This window comes from Lysinibacillus sp. NPDC047702 (genome assembly GCF_050272555.1).
Taxonomy (GTDB): domain Bacteria; phylum Bacillota; class Bacilli; order Bacillales_A; family Planococcaceae; genus Lysinibacillus.
In genome coordinates this window covers 1-2349 of the sequence record NZ_JBNNMG010000132.1, presented here as the reverse complement: position 1 = coordinate 2349, position 2349 = coordinate 1, and the positions used below count along the sequence as shown (strand labels likewise).

The 2349-nt window shown below is 31.5% G+C and carries 4 protein-coding genes; 3 read left to right on the top strand and 1 reads right to left on the bottom strand.

Features of this window, described 5'->3' with window-relative positions; translation table 11 throughout:
* The 3 genes from ACQKIM_RS27910 to ACQKIM_RS27900 form a co-directional block, all read left to right on the top strand.
* The coding region (locus ACQKIM_RS27910) for a hypothetical protein (protein WP_427550216.1) at positions 1-497 on the top strand (497 nt) is incomplete at its 5' end.
* A complete protein-coding gene (locus ACQKIM_RS27905) occupies positions 494-787 on the top strand; it encodes a hypothetical protein (protein WP_427550214.1) in 294 nt (97 codons plus the stop codon). The genes ACQKIM_RS27910 and ACQKIM_RS27905, both read left to right, overlap by 4 nt.
* A gap of 1 nt (position 788) precedes the next feature.
* Positions 789-935 (top strand): hypothetical protein, encoded by a 147-nt coding sequence (locus ACQKIM_RS27900; RefSeq protein ID WP_427550212.1) that lies wholly within the window; start codon positions 789-791, stop codon positions 933-935.
* Positions 936-983: 48 nt separating this feature from the next.
* Here the strand turns inward: ACQKIM_RS27900 and ACQKIM_RS27895 are convergent, their stop codons facing one another.
* Positions 984-2012 carry an acyltransferase gene (locus ACQKIM_RS27895; protein ID WP_427550209.1) on the bottom strand — a complete coding sequence of 343 codons (1029 nt, stop codon included), beginning with the start codon at positions 2010-2012 and terminating at the stop codon, positions 984-986.
* Between the last annotated feature and the right edge of the window lie 337 nt (positions 2013-2349).

The window sequence follows — 2349 nt, the reverse complement described above, 5'->3', positions numbered from 1 at the left end:
TTATTGATACTGCAATTAAAGGTTTGGAGAATGATAAAGCTAATAGTGAAGATTTGACATCACTTGAACAAACGGTCACTGAACATTTGGCTGAAACTAAGAAGTGGATTGGCGCATCCACTACACAAGCCCAAACAATTTTAAGTGGGGTAGAAACTGATTTAAGATGGGATACTTTTTATAATGTTAATGGCGCTGATTTTGTGTCAATTATTGATGATAAACTCGTTTTAGAAAAAGGGGTTTATATTTTTTGGGCGCAAACGGAGTTTATCGCTAATGGTAATGGTCAACGTAGATTTGGTGTAGCTGGTTTTAATAATCATGGGATTAGTGACACCGCCTACGATACAACTATAACAGTCAATTATGTGATTAATGTTACCGAAAGCAATTACTTTTTACCTTGTAAAGTTTATCAGGATAGCGGAGGTTCGTTAAACTTAAAAAGTGGGTATAGCGTTATCCGCATTTTAAAGGTTGGTGATTTAGATTGATTACAATTGTAGCTACTAATATAAATGTAAATAAATTGGTAAATGAGTTTGTCGCTCAAAATGTTATTCCTAAAGATGTCAGTAGTGATTTGATTAACGATGAGGTTCTTGCCAAAACAGCTACATTTACTTTTGCAGATAGTACAGATATAGATTTAGTACAATCAATCATCGATGCACACGATCTGGCACCGATTCCATCACCAAAATCAGAAACAGAATTATTAAAAGAACGTCTTGAAGCGACAGAACAAGCTTTACTACAAATTATGTTTGAAGGGATGATGTAATATGCAACAATCATTAGTTTATCCATTTGTATTAAATATGTGGATGATGAAACGAGTAGATGAAAACTTTGTGAACGGACAAGTACGCTTGAATCGTTTAACGCAAGATGAAGCTGACATGATTTTATTGACACCACAAAATCAATAGACAAAAATGAAGGTTATCTTACCGTTAGATAACCCTCATTAATTTTAGTTATGAAATTATAGTTTTAATGAATTTTACTTTTCTTAATAAATGAATGATTATCGTGCTAACCATAAAAGTTACAATTGCAAGTATAGGTATACTGAAAAGAGGCAAAAAAGTAAAAGGGTTAAAGTCTAAGTAAATATTAAATACATCAAGAATTAGTGCATGAATAAAAAATACACCAAAGCTAGAAGCACTAAAGAAGTTAATAGGTGCATTAAGTTTTGAAGGTAGCTTTAAGTTTTGGATAAAAACAAATACTGCAATCGAAACTAGAACTGAATTAGGTGAAATCGAGTCATAGTAAAAACCAATGAACGCACCTTGATTTGCAACCGTTTCAAAATAAGTTCCGAAGAAAGTAATCAGTAAAGACAGCATTCCTAAAAGGTAAATTAAGCTAATCGTTTTTTTATTTAGCGGTGTTACCCTTAAATAATAACCAAGTACAAAGTAACCAACGTTAATGTCGAAAAGGGGTTTAAATGCAATGTTTATATCAAAAAGATAATTTATGTAATTTGCAATCGGACCGCCAATAAACCAAATGGTTAGAAAATAAAGGATCATATTTTTAGGGGAATGTTTAATAAAGATTCTTAGTAATGGTGTCAAAATGTATAATCCGATTATCACGTAGACAAACCAAAGATGATAATAAATTCCGTTAGTAAAAAATTTTTTTGTAAAATCTATTATTATGTAAGCATCAATAGTGTTTTTTCCTAAAATAAGATTAGCAAAAACGTAAAACACTAAACTCCAAAAAATAAACGGAGGTATAACTTTAATTAATCTTTTTGTAAAAAAATGCTTGATTGATTCATTTTTATTAGGATCTAATAACAATGCACCGCTTAACATAAAAAAGACTGGAACGCACCATCTGACGATAGAATCATAAAAATTCCCAATATGCCAATTGGTAGTTGGGATGGAATTATATAAAGATAACATTGGCGCTGCTGAATGTAGGACAACAACTGCAAAAATAGAAATAACGCGCATGAAATTGTATTGTATTATTGGCATAAGAAATCTCCTTAGAATGTGTAATATTTTTCAATAGTACAATATTTTATTTTATTTTGCGAATTCGATAAATCTTACAAATTATTTTGCTGAACAATTGTTCCAAAATGTTCAACAACGTCACTCATATTGAGTGGCGTATTTTTATTAAAAAAGGAAGTGAAAATATGCCAACACCAAATTTAAATTTACCAACGATCGACCGTAACATGTTTGCTGATGTACCACGAGACATGAATGCATTGGCTTATGCAGTAGACGAAGCTGCAGGGCCAAATGGTAAAATCGCATTGAAACAGGAGGTACAATCACTACAACAATCATTTAATAATCATGT

What these genes read in the sequence shown, in the direction of transcription:
- ACQKIM_RS27895 (WP_427550209.1), bottom strand. Translation starts at nt 2,012, where the DNA reads ATGCCAATAATACAATACAATTTCATGCGCGTTATTTCTATTTTTGCA.
- ACQKIM_RS27900 (WP_427550212.1), top strand. Translation starts at nt 789, where the DNA reads ATGCAACAATCATTAGTTTATCCATTTGTATTAAATATGTGGATGATG.